Annotated in this window: 13 protein-coding genes; 4 read left to right on the forward strand and 9 right to left on the reverse strand. The window is 48.4% G+C overall.

What is annotated here, in order from left to right; all coding sequences use genetic code 11:
* Nucleotides 1-158: 158 nt before the first annotated feature.
* Both KDK16_RS12240 and KDK16_RS12245 read left to right on the forward strand, forming a co-directional pair.
* Complete coding sequence (locus KDK16_RS12240) at nucleotides 159-776, forward strand: LysE/ArgO family amino acid transporter (protein ID WP_257255023.1); 618 nt, start codon at nucleotides 159-161, stop codon at nucleotides 774-776.
* 147 nt (nucleotides 777-923) lie between these two features.
* The gene (locus KDK16_RS12245; RefSeq protein WP_257255024.1) at nucleotides 924-2327 is read left to right on the forward strand and encodes a hypothetical protein; all 1404 of its coding nucleotides are present in this window, start codon (nucleotides 924-926) and stop codon (nucleotides 2325-2327) included.
* Nucleotides 2328-2401: 74 nt separating this feature from the next.
* On the opposite strand, the gene KDK16_RS12250 is transcribed toward KDK16_RS12245, so the two are convergent.
* The 7 genes from KDK16_RS12250 to hemC form a co-directional block, all read right to left on the reverse strand.
* Nucleotides 2402-5656, reverse strand: a complete 3255-nt coding sequence (locus KDK16_RS12250) for a hypothetical protein (RefSeq protein WP_257276334.1) — start codon at nucleotides 5654-5656, stop codon at nucleotides 2402-2404.
* A gap of 203 nt (nucleotides 5657-5859) precedes the next feature.
* A complete protein-coding gene (locus tag KDK16_RS12255) occupies nucleotides 5860-8928 on the reverse strand; it encodes a hypothetical protein (RefSeq protein WP_257276335.1) in 3069 nt (1022 codons plus the stop codon).
* A 93-nt stretch (nucleotides 8929-9021) separates the two neighbouring features.
* On the reverse strand, nucleotides 9022-9402 hold the full coding sequence (locus KDK16_RS12260) for a DUF423 domain-containing protein (RefSeq protein WP_257255027.1): 381 nt from the start codon (nucleotides 9400-9402) through the stop codon (nucleotides 9022-9024).
* Nucleotides 9399-10646 carry a heme biosynthesis HemY N-terminal domain-containing protein gene (locus KDK16_RS12265; protein ID WP_257255028.1) on the reverse strand — a complete coding sequence of 416 codons (1248 nt, stop codon included), beginning with the start codon at nucleotides 10644-10646 and terminating at the stop codon, nucleotides 9399-9401. Before KDK16_RS12265 ends, KDK16_RS12260 begins: the two co-directional genes overlap by 4 nt.
* Nucleotides 10643-11998, reverse strand: coding sequence for a uroporphyrinogen-III C-methyltransferase (locus KDK16_RS12270; protein WP_257276336.1), 1356 nt, complete (start codon nucleotides 11996-11998; stop codon nucleotides 10643-10645). Before KDK16_RS12270 ends, KDK16_RS12265 begins: the two co-directional genes overlap by 4 nt.
* Entirely contained in the window at nucleotides 11995-12771 is a 777-nt protein-coding gene (locus tag KDK16_RS12275) for a uroporphyrinogen-III synthase (protein ID WP_257255030.1), read from the reverse strand. The genes KDK16_RS12270 and KDK16_RS12275 overlap by 4 nt, the downstream gene beginning before the upstream one ends.
* 13 nt (nucleotides 12772-12784) lie before the next feature.
* Complete coding sequence (gene hemC, locus KDK16_RS12280) at nucleotides 12785-13705, reverse strand: hydroxymethylbilane synthase (protein WP_257276337.1); 921 nt, start codon at nucleotides 13703-13705, stop codon at nucleotides 12785-12787.
* 234 nt (nucleotides 13706-13939) lie between these two features.
* Between hemC and KDK16_RS12285 the strand changes: the two genes are divergently transcribed.
* Nucleotides 13940-14431: a DUF29 domain-containing protein gene (locus tag KDK16_RS12285; protein ID WP_257276338.1), complete on the forward strand. Its 492-nt coding sequence runs from the start codon at nucleotides 13940-13942 to the stop codon at nucleotides 14429-14431.
* An 18-nt stretch (nucleotides 14432-14449) separates the two neighbouring features.
* Here the strand turns inward: KDK16_RS12285 and KDK16_RS12290 are convergent, their stop codons facing one another.
* Nucleotides 14450-15184, reverse strand: a complete 735-nt coding sequence (locus tag KDK16_RS12290; protein WP_257255033.1) for a LytTR family DNA-binding domain-containing protein — start codon at nucleotides 15182-15184, stop codon at nucleotides 14450-14452.
* Nucleotides 15162-16262, reverse strand: a complete 1101-nt coding sequence (locus tag KDK16_RS12295; RefSeq protein WP_257255034.1) for a sensor histidine kinase — start codon at nucleotides 16260-16262, stop codon at nucleotides 15162-15164. The genes KDK16_RS12290 and KDK16_RS12295 overlap by 23 nt, the downstream gene beginning before the upstream one ends.
* 272 nt (nucleotides 16263-16534) lie before the next feature.
* On the opposite strand from KDK16_RS12295, the gene argH reads away from it, so the two are divergent.
* Nucleotides 16535-17932 (forward strand): argininosuccinate lyase, encoded by a 1398-nt coding sequence (gene argH / locus KDK16_RS12300; RefSeq protein ID WP_257255035.1) that lies wholly within the window; start codon nucleotides 16535-16537, stop codon nucleotides 17930-17932.
* The last annotated feature ends 300 nt before the right edge of the window (nucleotides 17933-18232 follow it).

Consider the following 18232-nt stretch of genomic DNA (forward strand, 5'->3'; position numbering starts at 1 on the left):
AATTTCTTGCAATCCTCGCTACGGACGCTTAAGTCCGACAGGCTGCTAGATGAATATTGAGCAGCATGCCTCAAAACTTATTGTGAAAGCCTGCTGTTAGAGAATAACGGGCGTTCGTCACTTGATAAAAATAGTGAAAAAAAAGAGAAAGTTAGACAATGCTGGAGATTTATCTGAACGGAATGTTATTAAGCGGTGGTTTGATCATAGCCATTGGCAGTCAGAATGCTTTTTTACTGGCTCACGGCTTACGTCGAGAGTCTCCTGTTCTGATTGCCACCCTATGTGCAGTTTGTGATGCCTTGCTAATACTGGCTGGTGTTATGGGTCTTGGTACTCTTATTCAGAGTAGTAATACACTGCTTGAACTAGCCCGCTGGGCAGGCGTTGTTTATTTGACCGGATTTGGCCTGATCTCACTGCGGCGCAGTTTCAAAACTGAGCAGCTCAAGGCTGAAGGGCAGGTGCAAAAATCGGTTCGGGCTATTGTGCTTTCAACTCTGGCGGTCACCCTGCTTAACCCGCACGTTTACCTTGATACGGTCATTTTATTAGGCAGTATTGGTGCTCAGTACGGTGAACAGCGTGGTTATTTTGTACTAGGGGCTGTCACCGCATCACTCATCTGGTTCTATGGGCTTGGGTTCGGTGCTGTGAAGCTGGCTCCTCTGTTATCCCGCCCGTTGGCATGGAAAATCATTGATCTGGTGATCTGTCTGATTATGTTCAGCATGGCTCTGAGTCTGGTGCAAATGGACCTGGTGCATATTTTATAACCTTTCTGTCTAATGAATTATGCTTCCGGGTTTCATTTCATTGACTATTTTGAAGATCAAGTACTTTTTTCTTAACAACTGGATGGGTGGTTACTGTCCGATCGGACAGAATCTTTGCTAAGGGTTCTATGAAAAAGGGTTGATCCGATGAGACTCAGGCTCGTAAACAGTGTCGTCTTGTTCTTGCTCAGTGTGTTCTGCTCACTGGCTTTAGCCAAGACCTATTCAGACAATCTGGTGCTGGTGGTCTATGAAAGTAATGCTGAGGTTAATATGGTGCTGGCCTCGGCAGACAATCCCGAGAAGGTACTGGCCAGCTCGGTGGCCTCTCCGGTTCATGTCACTTACAGTCGGTCAAAGGATGAGGAAGACTATTATGAGGCTTCACTCACCGGTATGGGTCATCCGGGCAATCTGGTATTTCGTGATTCAGAAACGATTCTGTTTGCTAATGCTCTTGATAATCTCAGGAAATCAGCCCGCTTCCATTGGCTTGATCTGAAGGATGATGACACAATCAAGCTTGACGCCGTTTTCGTCGGTATTGCCGGGTATAAAGACCATCACAAAAAAGCCCTTGTGGTGGGTGACCGAGTCGTCTTCAAAGAGCAGTACATTCGCGAGAACATGGAAGAGGTTTTGAAGCTCCGTCATTTCCAAATGTCCCCCGATAAGCAGTTACAAATGGATTCAGATACCCGTCTGATGGCCAAACTGGCCAAACAGAAAGCGGGTGAAGACGTCGAGTTAAGGGATCTGGATTTTATTCAACTGACTACCTATGCCATCGGTTACAGAATTCGGGATGGTGTAATGCGACATGATCGGGTGACCTATGACAGTGAGGGCGGGGATTATGAATATGGCGTAGCTATCCAGGTATTCTTCCTTGATCAACTGCCAGCAGCCTGTACAGCCAGTGATTTTGACACACTGGATCTGAGGCATGTACCGGTTCTGAAAGCCATGAATGCTATGCCAACCGTTGATGTTTATAGACACGCACCTAAGGGTGAATACCTCGCCTACCCTGATCTGGGCTATAGCAAAGCGGAACAGGCGCGGTTGAATACTACACTGCCTACCAGAAAATTTAATCACCTGTTTGTTCGCTTGAAAGATAGGAAAAATGAAGCCGGCTATCTGGGCTTCTGGGTGTTGCAGCAGAATAAAGTGCCAGAGGGTGTCACTGAAAAAGACTGGTATGCCGGTCAGGATACGCTAACCCAATGTGCCAAGACTACCTTTATTCCAGCCATCAAAAGAGTGGTAGAGGGGCTGAGCGAACAGGGTATTGGTAAGGATAAAGATGGTGCTAATCTGCCTCTGATTATGGTGGGAGAGTTTCCGCTGGGGCAGACAGCGCGGATGAGAGAGGCACTTAATGAGATTCTGAGCGAGGAAGATCTGAGGCGCATTGTCTGGTTGAAACCTCACGAGTACCGGCAGCTTCTGGCAAAAGCGGGTATCAAGCTGGTCAGGAGAAAGAAACAGGAGTCACCTTGTGCAAGCAAGTCAGGCAACTTCTGTTTTTCAGCTGATCCGTTATAAAAGGGGGGAAGACAACCGCGATGCATTGGAGCAATCTCATAAAACGAGTCTTATAGACTTCTTTGGTAGGAATATCACAAGCCTATAGAACTTGTCTGCAGATTGCGTAATGGCTGCAATTCGTTCGGCTCCATTTCTGATACCGTCGGTTGTCTTTTGAACTTCTTGATCGCCAGATAGACTGCGATGGTTGCAATCACAACAACAGCAGTGCCTCCTGCAGCAGCCACAGTTCCCCAGGGTGTATCCTCTGCCGATCCTGAAGCTGATGTTGAGGCTGATTGCGAAGCTGACCCCGCAGCAGCCAGAGCAGTAGGGGCTTTTTGGTGATTGAAGAATTCAAGGCCCAGAGAAATTTCTTGCATTCGTACCTCCGTCTTCCGGCCATCCTCCCTAATCTCATCGTTTTCAGTGGCCAGATAAGCCTTATTACCCACAAAAATCGGGCGCAGAGACTTTGTTGGTGCAGGTTTAAATGTGGTGGCGAAACGATGGATGTTGACTTGATTTTTATAAGTAAGCGCTGATAATCGTCCATCGCTGTTGTAAATAATGGCGTGCAAATAATCTTTCGTTGTCATCAGCTTCACGGCTGCAAATGAGTCTGGTGTGCGGGAAGAAAAATCAATCTCATCTTCAATAATAAAAGCGCTATCCATCTGTCCATTGTCAGTGGCAAACCGGCGAATAGACAGTCTCCCTTCCTCACGGTTGAATAGGGCAACGTAGGCGTGGTTTTTTTTGATCAGGACGTCCTGCTGGCTGTTGACTGAGTCAATATCATCGTCAATGGCGTTGATTCTTTCTTCGCCATTATTGCCAAAAGAGGCAGAGGGGGTTAGCTGTTTACTGTCGTACTGTCTGATAAACAGGGGATGGTTGGCATGTTCATCACTTATGCCTAACACATAAAAGTGTTCGCCATCGGGTGAGAGCTCCAGATTAAGCGCTTGCTCCTTATCAAGCCGCCCACTGTTTTCAGGATACTTTCTGGAAAGCATGCGCTCTCCCTGGCGGTAACGTCCGACAAACAGGCTGTTATCGATGGTTCCCGTTAAATACATAGCACCCTGATGAAAAGCGGTATCACTTATTTGAAGATTCTCAGGGAATTCGTCGCTATGTATTCTGACTCCTCTTCTGGATCTGTGTCTGTCAGTGACATCTAACCTGAACAAGATCGTTTTTTCTGAAGGTGTTGTTGAGATAAGGTCAAGGTGAGAGCCTTTGGTTTCATGAACAACCTGCCCTGCCAGAGGCTGGTAGCCCACCAGCATATTTCTGAAACGGGACTGGACGGGGAGGTATCTCACAATACCGCACCAACCAAATCCGTGATCCGGTTCAGAGCCTTTATAACGAACCAGGATAATTTCTTGACGAGGTTCTTTCCAGCGCGACTTAGGCTTAATGACAACGTAAATTCGCTGGGTTTCGGGGTCATACACCTGGAAGAGAGGTTTGCCCTCCAGTGACGGGCAGATAGGCTCGGAGTCGCTTAAATAAGCTGTGGAGGATGTACTGGATTTACTGTGAGTCAAGTCCTTATACGACGAAGGATTTGTAGATGGCGGAACTGACGAAGTTGACGGGGCTGACATGATGCTCTTTTCCTCGCTGCAGTCAAATCCGCCCTGTGTGCAATCAACTCCGGCCAACAATGTTTGTGGTTTGGAGAATGCTTTTGGAAACGGTAGATAGCCATCCTGACCGTTCCAGACAGCACGATTGAAAGAGGTAGCATTATTGGAACCACCGGGGTCTGCAAACTCATTCAGTACTGTAGGAAACCGGTTGTTTGTCTGTTTGGTGCCATTTATTCGGGCAAGTTCACGGTAGGGGGTGTTAATGCCTTTAAGCATTGGCAGCTGCGATGCATCACCGGCATTCCAGAGTGTGCTGCTCAAACCGGTCAGGTTTGATTTGAGAGCGTTTTTCGATACTCTTACGACACCTACATTATATCCTTCCTGACCACCAAAAGTACGATGAAACTTTGTGAATGTATCCAGATTATTCTTAATACGCTCTCTCATCCAAACTTTTGCCACTGCTCCGCTTGTGCCGTAATAGCCTCTCCTCTTAGCTTCAAGTGACCCGGTATTGACATTGTTGTAAACCAAGACCGGATTGACAGGCGCGTCAGCAACTCCGGAAACGCCACCGACGTAATCATAATCTTTCGAAATGACCGCTCCGGCATTAAGGTTATCCTGAATGCTCCCGACCTCAACGCCTCCTGCAATACCTCCGGCATATGATGACCAGCTATCAGTATTGACAGTTCCGGTATTTACATTTTGAACAACAGTAGCATTGTACACTTGCCCCGCTATTCCACCGGCGTGTGTACGATCATAGTTGTTGAAAATGCTGCCTGTATTGAGGTTTTTGCTGACCAAGGTTTGCCCGGATGCCCTCCCCACTATTCCACCCCTGTTTCCTGCATGTTTAACGTAGACGATACCCGGATCATCTGTGGATGACATTTTTCCAGTGTTCAGGTTATTTGATACTCTGGCTGCTGCTGCCTCTCCTGCAATCCCCCCGGAACTTTCGGTATGGCTAACAGTGACGTCGCCGACATTCATATTATTGAGAGCAGCGCTTCTTTTCAGTGTTCCGACAATGCCACCGGCAGGCGAGGAACCTGCACCCCCGGAGATGATCGCTCCGGTATTCAGGTTATTTGAAATGGTAGATGTCTGATCGGCCAATCCAGCGATACCACCTGTGCTGGCGCTTGATGCTGTGATTACAGTGCCGGTGTTTACACTGTCGTGTATGACGCTGTCTGAAACACTGCCTGCCAGACCTCCGGCATGACTGTTAGAAAACTTCGTTTTGATGGTTCCGTCATAATTGACCACCTCTTCAATCCTGCTGCCTTTCAACTCTCCCACAAGCGCACCTGTCGGGCTCCTAAACCCGGCACCGGTCACTTTTGGCTGTTTTAACAGGATCCGCCTGATGATGCTGTTATTTAATGACCCGAACAAGCCGGTTGCAGTTTTATAGGCTGACGTTGAAACCTCAAGGCCAGAAATGACATGGCCGCCGCCATCCAGATTGAGAGAAAACGGAACGGAGACATTGCCAACGGGTTCCCAGGGAATGAGGCTCAGGTTGATATCACTGATCAACCGATAGTCACCTTCGACCGGGTGGTCGGCATTCAGATATTGATTGAAATTATTATTGTCCAGCTCGATAGTGTCGGCCCAGCTTTCCCAGTTTGGAATACAAACGACAAGTAACAGCAATAGTACAGACGACTTTTTGTTGATAGTCAGTAGCCGATTCTGATTTCTTATCAGACTTTTATTCATTGAAGAACTACCGTAGAGATAATGATAATAAATAATCGTACCCGTCTATATAGACCATGTGATGTCATCATGCAGAAAGATGCAGAGAACCGTGAGAAAGCTTCTGTTTGAGTAGGGGGTATCAGGGGGAATTTCCTGGTTTGTTTTTGGCTGAGATGATTGGACATTCCAGGGGCTCATTCGCCGGTTCCTGAGAATAGACATTATTGGGTTTCCACATCCTGTTGAATTAGTTCTTTTTTGAACCAGCTCTTGGCGAGTTCGTAAAATGCAACCGTTCCAAGCAGTAAAGTACACCCTGCAAAAAAACCCGTTATAAATCGAGTATTTACCCCAGACGATAAAGTGGCAGGGAATTCTTGAGGACTCAAGTTTTCAAGACCCAGAAAAACTTCCTGCATCCGTACCTGCCTGCTACCCTCCTCAATATCAGCAACTTCAACCGCCAGATAGGCTTTATTACCCAAAAAAACCAGACGCATAGACTCCGCTGTCGCAGGTTTAAATGTGGTGTCGAAACGATGGACTTTGACCTGATCTTTATAAGTAAACACGGACAGTTGTCCATCACTGTTGTATATAATGGCGTGCAAATGATCTCCCGTTATCATCAGCCTGACGGTTACAAACGAACCCGGTGTGAGGGGAGAAAAATCAATCTTGTCGTCAATAATAAAAGCACTATCAATCTGTCCATTGTCGGTGGCAAATCGGCGGATAGAAAGTTTCTCTCTCTCAGGGCTGAATACGGCAACGTAGATTTGATCTTTTTGTATCAGGATGTCCTGCTGACTGTTGATCGTGTCAAAGTCATTGATGGTCATTGCCTCTCTACCATTGTTGCCAAAAGAGGCGACGGGGGTTAGTTGTTGACTGTCGTACTGTCTGATAAACAGAGGATAGGGCACATCGTCATCACTTTTGCCTATTACATAGAGGCGTTCGCCATCTGGGGAGAGCTTTAGATTGAGTCCTTGTTGCTCATCATATTGGCCAAAGTTTGCAGAATACTTTTCAGAAAAAAAGAATTTTCGTTGGTGATAGCGGCCAATAAATAAGCTGTTATTGATTTTCCCTGTTAAATACATGGCATCCTGATGATGAGCAATATCATTAATTTGAATATTCTCTGGAAATACGTTTTTAATGACACTGAATCGTGCCCGGTATCTTTGGATATCACTCAACGGGAACTCGAACAGCGTCGCTTTTCCTGACTTTGACATTGCAACAATATTGAGGGAAGAGCCGAGCTGAGAGCCTTCGGTTTCGTAAACAACCTGCCCTGTCAGAGACTGGTAAGAAGCCAGCATTCCGGAGTGTTTGGTAGAGGTTGTATAGGTCACAATGCCGCACAGACCAAATTGTTTATCCAGTTCACGGCCTTTGTAGCGAGCCAGAATAATTTCTTTAGAAAACGATTCAGGTTGAATGACGACGTATACCTGCTGGTTTGCCGGGTCATACGCTTGAAACAGGGGCGTGCCTTCTGGTGGCGGGCAGTTAGCTGGCAGGCTGGGCGAATGGGTTTCATAGGGCTGCATAGCTGACGGAGTTTTATCCTCGCTGCAATCAAACCCCCCTTTTGTGCAGTCAATCCCAGCCAGTAATGTTTGTGGTTTGGAGAAAACGTTTAGAAACGGTAAAGAGCCATCCCGACTGTTCCAGACAGTACGATCAAAAGAGGTGGCATTTGCAGCACCACCGGGATCCGCAAACTCATTCAGGGCCGACGGGAACTGATTGTTTGTCTGTTTGGTACCATTTATTCGGGCAAGTTCACGGTAGGGAGTATTAATGCCCTTGAGCATCGGCAGCTGTGATGCATCACCGGCATTCCAGAGCGTGCTGTCTAACAGGGTTACGTTTGATTTGAGGGTACTTTTCGATAGTCTTATGATACCTATATTACGCCCACTACCTCTCTCACTGGTCCATTGATACTTTGTGAAAGTATCCAGGTTATGCTCAATGGCACCTGCCTTCCAAACTCTGCCAGCTACCCCGCTTACGTAGCAGTGGCTGTCCCGGGCTTCAACCGAACCTGTATTGACATTGTTGTACACTGAGGTTGAAAGAGTGGCAGCTCCGGTAATAGCCCCTAAGTGACCGCCAGCATCTTTTGTCATGATTGCTCCGACATTCAGGTTGTCCCGAATGCCTGAACCTTCAGCTTCTCCGGTAATCCCTCCGGCAGATGACTGAAAGTCGTGAGTAGTGACCGTTCCGGCATTAACATTTTGAACAACAGTAGTGTTGACTACATCCCCTGCTATTCCTCCTCCATAGGTACGCCAATCCCTTGTAAAAATGCTACCCGTATTGAGATTTTTGCTGACCAGGCTTTGCCTGGAGGCATGCCCCACTATTCCGCCACTGCTTCCACCTAGCCTACAGAAGGCTCTGGAGTAATCCGAGGCAATTTTTCCGGTGTTGAGGTTATATAATGCCTTCGCAGCTTCTGCTTTTCCTACAACGCCCCCGGAATATTCGGTAAAGCCAACATTAACTTCACCGGTATTAAGATTGTTGTTAGCAATGCTGTCGCTTTTCAGGGTTCCGACGATGCCACCGGCGGGCGAGGAATGTAAATTTCTGGAGACTATTTTTCCTGTATTCAGATCATTTGACAGGGAAGATATCTGATCGCCCAATCCTGCAATGCCGCCTGTGCTGGCGGATCCGGTTGTGAAAACGGTGCCGGTGTTCACACTATCATGTATGACGCTATCAGAAACACTGCCCGCTATACCTCCGGCATGACTGCGAAAACCGGTTGTTTTGATGGTTCCGGCATAATTGACCACCTCTTCAATCCTGCTGCGTTTTAACATGCCCACAAGTGCACCGGCCGGGCTTGTATTTCCGTAGCTGGTGACTTTTGGCTGTTTAAACAGGATCTGCCTGATAGTGCTGTTCTGTAAGGACCCGAACAGGCCTGAGGGAGTATTATCTGATAACGTTGAAACTTCGAGGCCGGAAATAACGTGGCCGTTGCCAAGCAGAATGACAGAGAACGGATTGGAGGTATTGCCGACGGGTTTCCAGGGAATGAATCGGCTCAGTTCAATATCACTCATTAACCGATAGCGACCTTCCACCGGATGGTCGGCATTCAGATATTGATTGAAATTATTATTATCTAACCCAATAGTACTGGCCCAATTGTTCCAGTTTGGAAAACATACGACAAGTGACAGTATCAATGCAGGTGGCTTTTTGTTGATAATCAGGCTTTGCCGATTTTGGTCTTTTATCAGGTTTTTATTCATTGAGGCATTACTGCAAATGATAATAAATACTCGTATTACCATCCGTATGTATAGACCACAATGAGTCATCATGCAGATGACCGTTGAAAAACTTCAATCCGAGCCTTCAGTAACAGCAAAGATTGCCAGAAAAAGCCAGCCCAGCATTAATGAGACGCCACCCAGAGGAGTGATCGCACCCAACCAGCTGATTTCTGTGAGGGCAAGAATATAAAGACTGCCGGAAAAGAGGATGATACCTGCCAGAAAGAGTCTGGCGCACCATTTCAGTTTTCCGGAATCTTTGAAGTGGATGGCTAGAACGGCTACCAGAATCAGAGCCAGACTGTGGTAGAACTGGTAATCAGTCGCTGTTGCCCATACTTCTATATAACGTTCGGAAAGTTGCGTTTTCAGGGCATGAGCACCAAATGCGCCCAGAGCCACAGAGATTAGACCGCAGAGGGCGCCGGACAACAGGTAGCGTCGAGTCATTTTTTGTCCGTAACTTTTGAAGGCAACAGATCAACAACACTGCCCGCTGCGAGTCTCAATCCTTCCTGAAAGTACAGAGAGCTTTTTTCATGATCATCCATGTGAGCCAAAAGACGTCCCAGCTCGTTATAGGTATCGATCCGTTTACTCAGTCTCAGGCTGGCTTCAAAGTACTCCCTGGCTTTACCCCAGAGTTCATTACGGAGAGACAGGCGACCCAGAGTGAGTAGAAGATCGGCGTCGTTGGGTCTTTCATTGAGCATGGTTTCGGCAAAATGCAGCTGCTTACTCACATCCTTGCCCTTGATTTTTCCATAAAGCAGAGCCATGTCACCGCTGTAGTGTTTCTTCAGATTGTCCCTAAGCAGAACTTCTGCTTTCTCTTCTGCTCCCAGATCCGTCAGGCACTTTCCATACCGGTAAATCATGGCGGAATTATGCTTCTGGTTGGACGACAGACTGTTCCAGATTTGGGTTGCAGGTTTTATTTTCTGATCCAAAGAGGTAAAACTTCGTCCATTATTAAAGGCCTGATTGAATAGAGCTTCAAAGCACTGAAGCTCAATGGTCCGATACTCTTCATCGGAAACGACTTTTTGCTTTTTCAGCTTGGGTAAAAGAGCCGCGAGAGATTGCCAGTCATTGAGGCGGGTATAGGTCTGTTTCAGCATTTTCAGAACATAGGCATGTCGTGGGACTTGCTTGTGCAGCTTGGTCAGGGTGGCCAGTGCCTGCTCCAGTTGACCTGATGAGAGCTGAAGCTGAGCTTGGGTAATGCCAATAGCCAACTCTGCACCGGGCTCCTTGTGATCGGCCTGACGGAGGTATTCGGCAGAGGCTTCAAGGTCACCGTTTTCATGAGCTGCACGAGCTGCGGCAAGATAATTCAGTAAAGGTGAGGAGCCATAGTCAGCAGCCTGCGAAAGCAGTCGCTCAGCTTTCTTCCAATGCCCCTGAGTGAACTCGACAAAGCCCCGGGTTGTCAGTTTACGGGCTCGTCTTTCTTTGGCACTGGACGTCATTGGATAGATAAAACCTGTGACGTCGAAAATGAGCCTCAGGATGATCCAGACCAGCCAGAATGCACCTATGGCAAGCCCAATCAACAGAAAAAGTCCCCACAATGTGCTTTCGAACGTTGTCTTGTTGTACGAGATAAGCACATAGCCGCTGTCATGGATCATGACGTTTGCCAAGCCAAAAGTAATGCCCAGAATCGCCAGGAAGATGATAAAACCCTTCATGTTTCTGGCTCCTCTGAAGAGTCAGCAGGTGCTTGCGGGGGCTGAGAATATTCTGACTGGTTTTCAGTGGCTGTCTGATCAATCCCTTCAGGTGTTTTTTCGATTGAGCTGTTCTGAACAGTCTGTGCACTCTCTGAGGATTCAGTTTGCCCCGAGGTGTTTTTTTCATTCTGCGGGGTCTCAGTTATCAGGCTGGATTTCAGCAAGTTCAAAGCACGGCTGATATTGACGGTGACAGGTTTTACGGTGACTTTGTCCAGAGCCTTCAGCTCGTCCAGCATTGCGGTGGCCTGAGCCCCTGACAGCGAGAAGTATTTTTCTATCCAGTCTGAAGCCTGTTGCAGACTACTGTTGTAGATCGCCTGCTCTCTGGAGAGAACTGACAACTTGGCCTGTTCCAGCATTAGCTGAAGGTTTTGGCGAATCAAAATATTCTCTTCGGGTGACAACAGTGACGTGATTTTTTGATCACGATCCGGGGTGAATCTGAACAGCCGGACAAAGCTCTCCCGGGTATTGTTCAGCATTGAGAGGGCGACAGTCTGCCAGTCGGTGGTCTCTGAAGATGGAGTAGATGGAGCGCCTGTGGATGGCGTCTCAGAGGGCTTTGATACCGAGATTGAAGCTGATTTCAGGGGCTCTTTTTCCATCAGGGGCAGTTCGTCAATCTGCTGGGTGAGCGCTTCAAGCTTCAGGTAAAGACCTTCCTGATCAAAATCCGGGAGGCTGTTAAGAGAAGCAATATCTTCTGCCAGAGCTTCCCTCACGGGATACAAATTGTAGTTGTCCAGCTCAAGCAGCATTTGATCAGCACTGTTAAGGAGAGCCTTGGCTGAGTGGGTATCAGATGTCATGAGCAGGCGCTGATTGGCCAGTCTGAGCAGGTATTCTACTTCTGCCAGCTTCCAGCCATCCTGACTGTTGCCGGTGAGTTCCTGAAGGCTTCTGGTCAGACTGTCGGTGCGCTTCAGCAGGCGTTCACTTTGACTTTGCTGTTCGTCGAGTCCGGTTTTGATGGGCGTGAGTTCACCGTTTATTTCAGTGAGTCTGGCCTGAACCCGTGCAATCTGGGTTTGTTGCTGTTCCTGTCCTGCTATCAGAGCGGGTTGCTGCTGCTCCCATTGCATGAACCGCCAGCCAATACTGCCACTTAAACCCAGTGCAATAACCGCAATCAGCAAGGCCAGGATAGATAGTTTACCTCCTGGTTTTGATGCTGATTGTTGAGGCTGTTTTCCGGAGCCTGTCGATGTCGACTTGCTAACCTGTTTTTTTGAAGGCTCTCCAGACCTGGCCCGATGTGTCGGTTCAGCTTGCTCGAGTTTTCTGGCGTTCTGATCTTTCTTGCTCACGTTAACCCTTCGCTGTTAATCAGGTTCAGTACCGAGACCATGGCGTGATTGTTGGCACCCTGAGCGGTATAAACCCGTTTGAATGCTTGAGCCTCTGGCATTCTGGCAATTCTTTCGCTGGGAACCACCAGACAGCACTCCTGACTTAAAGCAGGAGAAAGGTAGTCTGTGGTATTGGCCAGAATCTCACCACTGCTGGTCAGTATGACATTAATAGCATGATCTTTGATCAGTCTGTTCAGATAATCTTTCGGGTAGTCCGGCTTCTGGCGTTCATAAACTTCCAGGCAATCCACCCGGGCTCCCCGATTACTGAGGGTAGTCTCCAGCAGCTCTCTGCCGCCTTTGCCTTTCAGAATGAGTATCTTTTCTCCGCTGACCTGCTGAAGACTCTCCAGTTGCAGCAGGGCTTCGCTGTCTCCGGGCTTTTGTCGTACTTCCGGGCAGGCGGCCTCAATGTTGTTGCTATTTAGCCATTGTCGTGTTTTTGGGCCGACGGCATACCAGTCGATCTTCAGGGGCATTTGTGGCCAGTAATTCTCTATGTGCTCCAGGCCCAGTCTGGCGGCATTCTGGCTGATGGCAATGATTTTACCGTATTGATCCAGCTGTAATATTCGGTCTCGCAGTGCCTGACTCTCTGCCACCGGCTGAATATGGATCATCGGCAAAGACCATGCCATGGCCCCCTGATTCTGAATCATGGCAACCAGTGGTTCAGCCTGCTCCCTGGGGCGAGTGACCAATGCTCTGATCTCACGATTGTTTATCATGACATGGCTCACATTAATGCAGCAACTCTGCGAGAATGCGGTCTGCACCTTGCTCCAGCAAGGATTCTGCCAGCTGGACACCGCCTTTCTCCCCATCGGAAGGTGCACAATAGACTTCTGCGCTCAATATGACTTTGCCGTCCGGCTGACCCACCAGACCCCGGATGAAGAGCTGATCGTTGATGAGTTCAGAATAGCAACCAATAGGTACCTGACAGCCGCCATTTAATTTTCGGTTCATGGCTCTTTCCGCAAGCACTCGTGTGGCTGTTTCTTCATGATGCAGTGGGGCCAGAAAGTGTTTCACCGCTTCATCGTTTGAACGAATCTCAATACCCACTGCACCCTGGCCTGCCGCTGGCAGACTCAGTTCAGGGGGAAGCGCCGTTTTGATCCGGTCTTCCATTCCCAGTCTGATTAACCCCGCTGCCGCAAGAATAATGGCGTCATACTGACCATCGTCAAGCTTGTTCAGGCGTGTGTTGACGTTGCCTCGCAGGAATTCAATCTTCAGATCCGGTCTTTTTGCCAGAATCTGGCATTGGCGGCGCAGACTGGATGTGCCCACGATTGCGCCTTCAGGCAGCTCGTCCAGCTGGTTATAAGTGTTGGAAACAAACGCATCCAGTGGGTTTTCACGAGGACAGATAGCGGCCAGTCCAAGCCCCTCCGGAAGCTCCATAGGAACATCTTTCATGGAGTGCACGGCGATATCGGCCCTGTTCTCCAGCATAGCTGTTTCCAATTCTTTTACAAACAGGCCTTTGCCACCGACTTTGGCCAGAGGTGCATCCAGAATTCGATCACCCTTGCTGGTCATTTTGACCAACTCCACCCGGATACCCGGATGAAAGTGCTCCAGACGCTCTTTGACGTATTCAGCCTGCCAGAGGGCCAGGGCGCTTTTTCTTGTAGCGATGCGGATGGTTTTCATGAAGAGACTTTCAATCAATAAAAAGGACAACGATGGCTGAATGGCGCTTTAAAGCCTGCGGAATGGTCTACTCGGTAACGGGTTATGGCCAGTATACAGGTTCACTCATCATTGAAGAGATTCAGTGTTTGGGATAATACGATAGTCTTTAGTTGTGACCAACATTTACTTTCTTACCAAGCGGTTGATGGAAGAGAAAATAACCACTAGGTTGTTAATCCAGCGGAGGAGTTTATGACAGACCTTTATAGAACCGACTATATGCTCTGGGTGGAAGAGCAAAAAAAGCTGCTGGCTGCCAGACGTTTTGATGAACTTGACCTTGAAAATTTGCTGGAAGAATTAGCAGATATGGGAAAAAGTGAGCCAAGGGCTTTCAAGAGACATCTTATTCAGTTACTGAGCCACTTGTTAAAATGGGACTTTCAGCAGAATCAGGTCAATGACCTCAGGGGTATGGATCATTGGTTTCGCAGCTGGGTGGATACGATTCAAATTCAGAGGTATGCCGCAGCAGCAGTCCTGGCAGATAATCCCAACCTGCAGTCAAAACAACAGGCCATTTACCTTGAAGCCTATCAACAGGCCCGAATACTGGCTGCCAAGGGCTTGAACAGTTATGTAGATTCAAGACATTTTGCATCGAAAGATTTCCCTGAAGATTGTCCGTGGAGCCTTGAGCAGGTTATGGGTGAAGACTTTTTGCCCGAAGCCAGACTCAGTTAAGCCCGGCACTCACGGGCTTCAAAGCGATTGCATGAACTTCTTCATCAGTGGCACATGTCTGCGGCTTACTGAAAGAGGCTTGTCGACGCCACTGAGTTGGATAAAGAAGTGGCCCTGCTCGTCACGAATCATCCTTTCTATGGCCTTTCTGGCCACCAGAGCATTCCTGTGGACTCTAACAAATCTGGAACTAAACTCGGACTCCAGATCTTTCAGTGGGTCATCAATGAGCACTTCCCCGTTCTTGTGATAAACCGTGATGTATTTGCTGTCTGCCATAAAATAGTAGATATCATCCAGAGGCACCAGCTCTATCCCTCTGAGCGTTTTGGCCGCGATGTGGCTGCGGGCATTATCATTCAGGTCTTCTTTAAGGCTCGCCAGCTGCAGTCGATTAACTTTAGCAGCGCCAATCAGCGCTTGTTGCAGATCTTCGATCTTTACTGGTTTCAACAGATAGCCAACCGCCTGAACCTGAAAAGCTTCAATGGCGTGAGTATCATAAGCGGTACAGAAAATGACAGCGGGCGGACGCTCCAGCTTGCTGATATGAGCGGCTGCTTCCAGACCTCCCATAACAGGCATACGAATATCCATTAAGACAATATCTGGCTGGTATTTACGACAAAGCTCCAGAGCTTCTATGCCATTACCTGCATCGTACTCCAGAGCCTGAAAGCCCTCTAAACGTCCTAACAGGTGTCGCAGGCGGTCTCTTGCCAGCGGTTCATCATCGGTGATCAGTATGTTCATGGTTATTGCCACCGTAAGGGTAAGTGATCAATGTTTCAAACTCCTGAGTATCTCCACTCTCACCCTCAAACAGCTGAGCTTTTACACTGGCTTTGTTACCAAAAAGCATATTCAGTCGGGAGCGGATATTGGCCAGAGCCAACTGATTTCCCTGAGCCCCTTTGGCAAAGCTGGAAGGGTTACTCTGAACCGGGTTTCTGACTCTGATAGTGATGTTATCGTTGCTCCTGCCAATATCTACACTCACAGTGCCACCTTTTTCCAGTGGCTGGATGCCGTGATAAACCGCATTTTCAACAATGGGCTGCAATGTGAGGGGGGGAATGAGAACGTCCTCAGGGATTAACTCAATATTCCACCGGGTTTGCAGACGGCGTCCCAGTCTGTGCTGTTCAATTCTCAAATAGCGCCGACAAAGCTCGATCTCTCGACTCAAGGCAATGCTCTTGCCATGCTCCTGAAGGCTGGAGCGAAAGAGATCCGACAAATCTTCAACGGCCTGCTCTGCCTTGTCCTGGTCAATATGAATCAGGCTGGCGATGATGTTCATCGAGTTAAAAAGAAAGTGAGGGCGAATCCGAGCCTGCAAAGCCTCAAAGCGAGCGGCATGGCTGGCTTTCTGCTCTTTCCTGGCTTCCTGTTGGACGTAGAAATAGCGCAGAAGCATGGCTGTAATGATCAGAGCGACGGTGACATGCCTGACCAGCTGGTTCCATTCCGGATAGATATCAATAAAAGCATCCCGCCATAGAAACCACTGCGCCGCGAGAGTGAATACCAGAGTGATGATGCCCACGACACCAAGGCAGCTGCTGATGATAACCGTCAGTTTCTGACGCTTCAGAACTGGCCTGAGCCGGCATAGAACAGCGCCTGATACCAGAGATATCCACTGGACAAATAGGGAAGTCATGGCCAGACGATTCCAGTCCAGGTCGTCCGGGGCGGGCAGAGTGAGTACCTGGATCAGGACAAAAAGCTCAGACACCAGAACCAGCATAAAGACGGCACCGGGGGAGCATAAATCCGGCAGGAAAAAGTCGTCATCGTCCTGAATTCTGTTGGCTTTAAATAGCAAGAGGGAGCATCCTGTCTCTGGTGTCTTTAGATTTATAATAATTCGTAAAAATAGAATAATTATTCTTTTTGGGTTGGGCGCGCTATCTAAAATCACCCAGTTACCTCTATAATGCCGGAGCCAGCTTCAGTCATCCACAGTCTGGCTATAAAAATCAGCAGATTGACGTTGCGGGCATCAGGAAGTTGGCCTGCAGAATGCGAAACAGCCATGAGCCGGAAACAGCCGTGAGCCGGAAACAGCCATGAGCTCATTAAAGAAAGAGGTAGAAAATGTCCGATAGCAGCAATCAGCAGTGGGGTGGAAGGTTCAGCGAAGGCGTGGATGCATTTGTTGCTCGATTCACTGCCTCTATTGATTTTGATCGTCGCCTTTATCGTCATGATATTGAAGGCTCGATGGCTCACGCTCGAATGCTGCAAAGAACAGGCATTCTGAGCCAGGAAGAGCTGTCTGTCATTCTGAGTGGGCTCGAAGGTATCCTGGAAGACATCGAAAACAACAACATCGACTGGTCTATCGAGCTGGAAGATATTCATATGAATATTGAAGCCAGACTGACAGACAGAATTGGTGATGCGGGTAAGAAACTGCACACCGGGCGCTCCAGAAACGATCAGGTGGCAACCGATATTCGTCTATGGCTCAGAGAAGAAATTGACCATATAAGTAATGAGCTGAAACGGTTGCAGACAGGTCTGGTCAATCTGGCAGAGCAGGAAGCTGACACTATTATGCCGGGCTTCACTCATCTGCAAACGGCACAACCGGTGACATTTGGACATCACCTGATGGCCTGGTATGAAATGCTGGTAAGAGACAGTGAACGTTTACAAGACTGCAGAAAACGCGTCAACGTGTCGCCCTTGGGAGCGGCTGCTCTGGCAGGTACAACTTATCCGATTGATCGTGAGTTTACTGCAAAGGTGTTAGGTTTTGATCGCCCATCCAGGAACTCATTGGATTCTGTCAGCGACAGGGACTTCGCCATAGAGTTTTGCTCAGTGGGCGCACTGCTGATGACGCACCTGTCGCGTATGTCGGAAGAACTGGTGCTTTGGACATCGGCCCAGTTTGATTTTATCGATTTACCTGATCGCTTCTGTACCGGTTCATCCATCATGCCCCAGAAGAAAAATCCGGATGTACCCGAACTGGTGAGAGGTAAGACAGGAAGGGTTAATGGTCACCTGATCAGCCTGCTGACATTGATGAAATCTCAACCATTGGCCTACAACAAGGACAATCAGGAAGATAAGGAACCCCTGTTTGATACAGTAGATACCCTCAAAGACTGCCTGCGAGCCTTTGCTGATATGGTTCCACATATTCAGTCAAAGAAAGCAAACATGTCAGAAGCCGCTCGCCGTGGATTCAGCACCGCAACCGATCTGGCAGACTACCTGGTCAGACAAGGCATGCCATTTCGCAATGCCCATGAAGTGGTTGGCAAAGCAGTGGCCTACGGCATTGAGCAGAACAAGGACTTGTCAGAGATGAGCCTGGAAGAACTGACCGTCTTCTCAGACACCATTAAGGAAGATGTGTTTGATGTGTTGACGCTGGAGGGATCTGTTGCTGCGAGGGATCATATTGGCGGCACTGCGCCGGGGCAGGTGAGGTTGGCTGTAAAACAGGCCCGAAAGCTCGCCAATGATAACGCTCCCTGATCCTTCCCGCCTTGAGCCTTGACGAGGCTATTGCAAACCAGCGTCCTTTGCGGGCGCGCACGCCAGTGTAGTGTGATGAGAGCTGGAGTAAGATCAGCTCTTGTCCGGTTTGTGTTGCTAATTCAACAGAAACGGTGATGGATTTGTCTGAAACGGAATAAACAAGTCTTAAACCAAGTTGCCTTAGTTTGATTTTATAAAGGTTTGGAGCACCAGGAACTTTTGCAGAAGGGACGTTTACGCCTGGAGTCGATCTCGGTACCGCGCCCCATAGTTCGGGCAATACGGGACAGGTTGACT

This window comes from Endozoicomonas sp. SESOKO4 (assembly GCF_024606275.1).